The organism is Vicinamibacteria bacterium, from assembly GCA_035620555.1.
Lineage (GTDB): Bacteria > Acidobacteriota > Vicinamibacteria > Marinacidobacterales > SMYC01 > DASPGQ01.
The window spans coordinates 1-5,613 of sequence record DASPGQ010000117.1; the positions used below are offsets into that span (position 1 = coordinate 1).

The 5,613-nt window shown below is 63.9% G+C and carries 6 protein-coding genes; 2 read left to right on the plus strand and 4 right to left on the minus strand.

Translation table 11 applies throughout. The features are described from left to right. The coding region (locus VEK15_04835) for a hypothetical protein (protein HXV59996.1) at nt 1-306 on the plus strand (306 nt) is incomplete at its 5' end. Nucleotides 307-349: 43 nt separating this feature from the next. Here VEK15_04835 and VEK15_04840 read toward each other — a convergent pair. The 4 genes from VEK15_04840 to VEK15_04855 form a co-directional block, all read right to left on the minus strand. Then, complete coding sequence (locus tag VEK15_04840) at nt 350-1,177, minus strand: class II glutamine amidotransferase (protein HXV59997.1); 828 nt, start codon at nt 1,175-1,177, stop codon at nt 350-352. A gap of 30 nt (nt 1,178-1,207) precedes the next feature. Then, nucleotides 1,208-1,681, minus strand: coding sequence for a hemerythrin domain-containing protein (locus VEK15_04845; GenBank protein ID HXV59998.1), 474 nt, complete (start codon nt 1,679-1,681; stop codon nt 1,208-1,210). Nucleotides 1,682-1,888: 207 nt separating this feature from the next. Further along, the gene (locus VEK15_04850; GenBank protein HXV59999.1) at nt 1,889-4,552 is read right to left on the minus strand and encodes an ADOP family duplicated permease; all 2,664 of its coding nucleotides are present in this window, start codon (nt 4,550-4,552) and stop codon (nt 1,889-1,891) included. Further along, a complete protein-coding gene (locus tag VEK15_04855) occupies nt 4,549-4,872 on the minus strand; it encodes a PadR family transcriptional regulator (GenBank protein HXV60000.1) in 324 nt (107 codons plus the stop codon). Before VEK15_04855 ends, VEK15_04850 begins: the two co-directional genes overlap by 4 nt. A gap of 205 nt (nt 4,873-5,077) precedes the next feature. On the opposite strand from VEK15_04855, the gene VEK15_04860 reads away from it, so the two are divergent. Beyond that, a partial coding sequence (locus VEK15_04860; protein ID HXV60001.1) for an ABC transporter permease occupies nt 5,078-5,613 on the plus strand: 536 nt, incomplete at its 3' end.

The following is a 5,613-nucleotide window of genomic DNA, read 5'->3' on the forward strand; positions in this document are numbered from 1 at the left end:
CGATTGTTCGAGGGACGCGACGAGCCGGCCTACGCCGTACGCAGTCTGCTTGTTCCAGGACTTCGCGACGTCTCGTTCCGGCACGTGCTCGAGCATTTCGAGGACGACTTATTCGACGCTCGGATGGCAAACGGCTGGCTCGTCTTCTTCGATCCGGCACGCATGAAGGCGCGGAGTGGTTTGAGCTACGTCGCTTTCGGGTCGACGCAGGAGGAGGCGCTCCATCGCGCGGACGTAGTGGTGCCGAGGGCTCTTCCACGCCTTGTTCGGTTCCGCCGGTCGTGGATGCGTGTCGGGCTACCTTGAACGGTTTGTTCCTTCGTGACGGCTCCCCGAAAGACCGAGAAGATCATGACATCGGCTCGACCGACAACGATAGATCGCGTTCGATGCCCACGAGGTGGGCATCGGGGACTTCGACCCAGTGCTCGTGGGTTATCGGCTCGGACGCGACGATGACGGCACGATAGCGGTGCTTGGCGTCGTGATGCACGTGCGGGATGCCGCAGATCTCGCAGTCGCGCACGCCGTCTCGTTCGAGCAGGTACAGGGAGTTTCCAAACCGGGAGGCCACCATCACCCGGCCGTTGGTCAGAAGGAAGTTGAGCTTCGAGCTTCGCGCCATCGAGCTCAGGCGAAGTACCGACGCGCTCACGAGCTCTCCGACTCTCCCGACGTCGACGTCCTGGCCATCATCGGCGTCGAGGTCGATACCCTCACGGCGCATTCGAGAAAGGATCCAGAGAAAAGCTCGCTCGCTATCCGTCGTGCCGCGCCGGAGCGCATTCAAGTCGGGATCGGTCTCGGCTGCGAGCCGTCCCTCGATCTGGGCGAAATCGTTAACCGTCCCGTTGTGCGCGAAGATCCAAGAGCCTTCGCGAAACGGATGGGTGTTGGCCGCGGCCGGCCCTCCCACGGTGGCACGCCGCACGTGCGCGACCACCGTCGTGGCATAGACGCGCTCGGCGGTGGCGCTGAAATGAAGGTCTTCGTACGCGGCTCGCTCGCGCCGCTCGACCGCCAAGGACGCTCCGCCGTTCCGATAGAACGCCAATCCCCATCCGTCGGCATGAGCGCGGCCGAACATGTCGGACCGACTCTGGAGTAAGAGGGCGTTCTGCGCATGCGCGAGGCTGCATTCGACCTTGGTGGGCTCGTTCGCGCGGAAACCGTACAACCGACACATGTCACTTTCGGACGACGCCGTTTATCGGCGACGGCGCTCGAGCTGCGTCCAGCGGCGGCCCTTTTTGCGAAACCCTTCCAAAGCGTCGAGCAGGTCCCGCTGATCTTCCTCGCCCATGGTCGTGACGTGGCTCAACAACGTGCCGCAGCTGACGGCATGCTGGAGCGCCCGGCGCAGGTGTTTCAGAATGAGCTCCTTTTGCTCCGGATCGACCGCGTCGCTGGTGTCAAGCTCCTCGAGAGCGCGAATGGCTTCGACCCCGGATTGGTGCTCGTCGTACAAGGTATCGACATATGCCGCGCCGCGTGCCTTCTCGACCTCCGGATAGAAGCGCGCCTCCTCGAACTCGATGTGTGCTCCGGCCGCCGCGTCGAGCTCCCACGCCCGAACGGCCGCTTCGCGAAAGCGGTCTTCCTCGACGAGATCGACGAGCTCCGTCAACCCGCGCGTCAGCACCCGATGGTCCCGTAGGAAAGCCTCCTGCAATGCACCCATGTCGATCTCTCCCTCGTGCTCAGTGCGTGGCGAGACCCGCGATCGCCCGGCCGTCACGGCTCGGCTGTTGCGGCGCTTCGCGCCGAGTGAGCCGAGTTTTTCATCACCCTGCTGCTAGAGCAAGAACCGTTCCCGCGCTAAACGGCTGATTCGTGTGAAGGGGTGGGGCATCTTGCGCACTTGGGCGCGCCGGTGCCCCGGGGCGGGTCACTCGTAGCGCATCGTGACCGACGGATCCAGCCGAGCCGCGCGTACGGCCGGCAGAAGACTCCCCGCGAGAACGGCAAGGAGCAGCACGACCGCACCCATAACGAAGCTCAACGGGTCGTCGGTGGCGATCCCATGTACGCGACTCTGCAAATAACCGTGCGCCAGAAGACCGGCTCCGATGCCGACGACGGAGCCGACCAGGGCCGGTCCGATGCCTCTTCGCATCACGAGCCAGAGCACCCTCCGGGTGTTTGCCCCCAGCACGACGCGGATACCGATCTCTCTGGTCCGGTGGCTCGTGATCATAGTGACGAGGGCGTAGAGGCCGCCTGAGGTAAGGGCGAGAGCGAGAAGGCCGACGCCCACCGCGATCCAGGCGTCCCGTCGCTCCTCGAAGAGCACCATCTCCATGTGACGCGCGAGCGTTCCCACTTCCAGGATCGGTACGTCCGGGGCGAGCTGGCCGATCTCGGCCCGCACCATGCCCAGGAGCGCGCTGGGCTCGAGCGCGCTCTCGACGAGAAGCAGCCCGAACCCTTGCGGGTCCTGGGCGTACGGGACGTAGAGATAAGGCTCGGGCGGTTCGTAGAGATCCGCGATCTTGATGTCCTCGGCGATGCCGACGATCTCCCGGAGAACGGCGGTTTGCTTTCCCACCCGGATCGTCCTTCCGATTGGATCTCGCCCCGGCCAGAATCGCTCGGCCATCGTCTGGTTGACGATCACCACGGGATGGCTATCGGGCCGGTCGGCTTCGGTGACGCCACGACCCCGGAGAAGACGCGTTCCCATCACCTCGAAGTAGTCCGGACCCACCATCGTGTACCGGATGCGAAAAGTCTCCTCTCCCGGAGGCGGCTCCGCTCCCGGAATCGCCACATCCGTCGCCCAGCCGGACTCGTTGCTCTGCGCCGGAAGTCGAATGGCGTAGCTCACTCGGTCGACCGCCGGCAACGCCGACAACCGCTCGCGCCACTCTTCGAAAAAGCGACAGGACGTTTCATTATCGTATCCCTGAAGGGCAGGCACGAGATAGAGCGTTGCGAGCGCCTTGTGCGGGTCGAACCCCGGATGCAGGCTAGAGCTGTACCAGAGACTGCGCACCATGAGAGAGCTCGCCACGAGAACGACGACTCCGATGGCGGCTTGAGCGCCCACGATGACGTGCTGCATCGAGAATCGAGCTCCGGCGCGCGGAGCGGCTCCGGAAGCCTTCAAGTCGCGCACGACGTTCGGCTTCAAGAGGCGCGACGCCGGAGCCAGGGTCAAGAGTATGGTGACGACGAGAAAGAGCGCTGTGCAAAAAACCAGGAGACGAAGATCGAAGCGCGCGTCGATGGTGTACGTAATGGCGGCCGGTGGGACGAGGGCCGATACGAACCGTGTCGCCCAGCACGCGATCACGAGTCCAGCCGCCGTGCCGCCGAGCGCGAGGACGAGACTCTCGGCCAGAAGCTGTCGGCCGAGTCTCGCTCGACCGGCCCCGACGGCGGTTCGGATGGCGAGCTCCCTTCTGCGCGCTTCGCTTCGGGCCAAGAGCAGGTTCGCGACGTTCGCGCAGGCGATCAGAAGGACGAGCGCGGGAAGAGCGAGGAGCACCATCCCTTCGCGAAACTGTTTTCGATGCGTCTCGGAGACACCCGTCAACCGGAAGCCGCTGTTCGGGTACTGCTGCGGCTCCTCCTGGTGCCAGCGTGCCGCGATGGTATCGAGCTGAGCCTGCGCTTCGGAACGGCTCGCCTCGGAACCGATACGACCATACAGCTCGAACCAGCGTTGGTGGCGGTTCGCGAGCTCGTCTTTCAGTCCAGGGACGACGAACGAGGCCTGCTCCGCCGTCACCCAGACATCGGTCTGAACGATCCGGTCGAGGCCCACGAAGCCCGCAGGTGTGACGCCGATGACGGTGAACAAGGTATCGTTTAGCTGTACGGCGCTTCCAATGATGTCCTCCCGTCCGCCGAGCCTCTCTTGCCACAGCCGGTGGTTGATGATCACGAGAGGCGTGTCGGACCGCGAGCTCTCGACTTCAGCGAAGCTCCTTCCCATTGCGATGGGAATCCCCATGGCTTCGAAAAAACGCTCGGAAACGTAGTCCACGAGCAGAAGATGACGCTCCCCATCGCGATGGAGCGTCACGCCGCGGCTGCCCACCATCACGACTTCCTCGAATGCGGGCGAGTCCGCCCCGATGGCCTGGGCTTCCTGATATGAGATGAAGCCCAGGTATGCCTTCGGTGACGTCGCCTCGATCTTGACGAGTCGATCCGGATCACGAAGAGGCAGGGGCCGAAGATAGATGGCATCCATCAAACTAAAGAGGGCGCCGTTTGCACCGATGCCGAGCGCCAAAGTGATTAGCGCGAGAAGAAAGAAGCCAGGCTTTCGAGCTCCCGCGCGTGCGGCCTGTCTCAGCTCGGTCAGCAAGCCGAGCGGAGAGAGCAAAGACGTGCGCGGGCGAACGGATTCCCAGCATTCACGGGCGGTCTCGGCCCCGAGTCGCAGCGCGAACGAGGCCGCCTGCCGCCAGTACCAGACGCGCGGGTGAGATTTTCGCTGAGCGCCTTCCGCGAGATCCCCGAGCACGTCTTCGACCCGCTCCGGGGGCAGGATTCGTCGCAGGGCCCACGAAAGGAGCCGCGGCGGATCCTCGTGTCTCATTTAGCGATCGACTCCAGACCTCGCCACATGTTCAGCAAGATCTCGCGCGACTGCCTGAGGCGTTCGATCGCCCGAGGCGTGACGCGGAAATAGCGCTTGGCCCGGCCTCCTCGCTCGGCAGTCGATTCGGCGAGCCGGGAGCGCACCAGGCCCTTGCTTTCGAGCCTCTGGAGGGCGACGTAGACCGCGGCGTGAGAAACGCTCCGTCCGGTTCGAGCTTCGATTTCGTCGATGACCGGAACCGTGTAGGCACCGTCGCCAAGTTGCAGGCAGGCGAGCAGGACGACTTGTTCGAACTCACCGAGGGTGTCACGCGGCATCGTTAATTCCTAGCATTGCTAGGAATATACCGCGCCTCGGACGATTGTCCAAATCTTGTCTCACTGCGCTCGCTTCAAGGACCCAGTGCTCGACGCGGATTCGTCGAACAGGGGCTCGCGGTGATGCGGCCGAAAGGCCTTGGCAGCTCGCGTCATCCGAGCTCGAGGTCTGAACTTTTGGGACACTTCGTCCGTCTTAGTCCCCATGAGCGGTAATCCGGTCAACGACTTACGCTATAGCCTTCGCCTGCTGGTCAAGAGCCCCGTCTTCTCAATCATCGCCATCTCGACGCTCGCCCTCGGGATCGGCCTGAATGCCGCTACGTTCTCCGCGGTCCATGCCTTGCTGATCCGACCACTGGATGGAGTCGTCGAGCCGGAGGAGCTCGTTCAGATTTACCGGGAATGGCCCGGCATCGAGTACGGGGCCGTTTCGATACCGCACTATCAGGACGTTCGCGACCGCTCGAGCGACGTCTTCGAGAATACGGCTGCCTACTTCTTCGCGCCGATCTCGCTCACCGCCGACGGGCGGAACGAGCGCGTCCTCACGCTCCTGGTCAGCGCCAACTTCTTCCAGACCTATGGCATCGTCCCGACCCTGGGGCGCGCCTTTCTACCCGGGGTCGAGGATCGCGGCCCGGGTGCCCATCCCGTGACGGTCCTCGGTCATTCGTTCTGGCAGTCGCGCTTCGGAGGCGACGTTTCAGTCGTTGGGCGAACCATCGCCGTCAACGGACG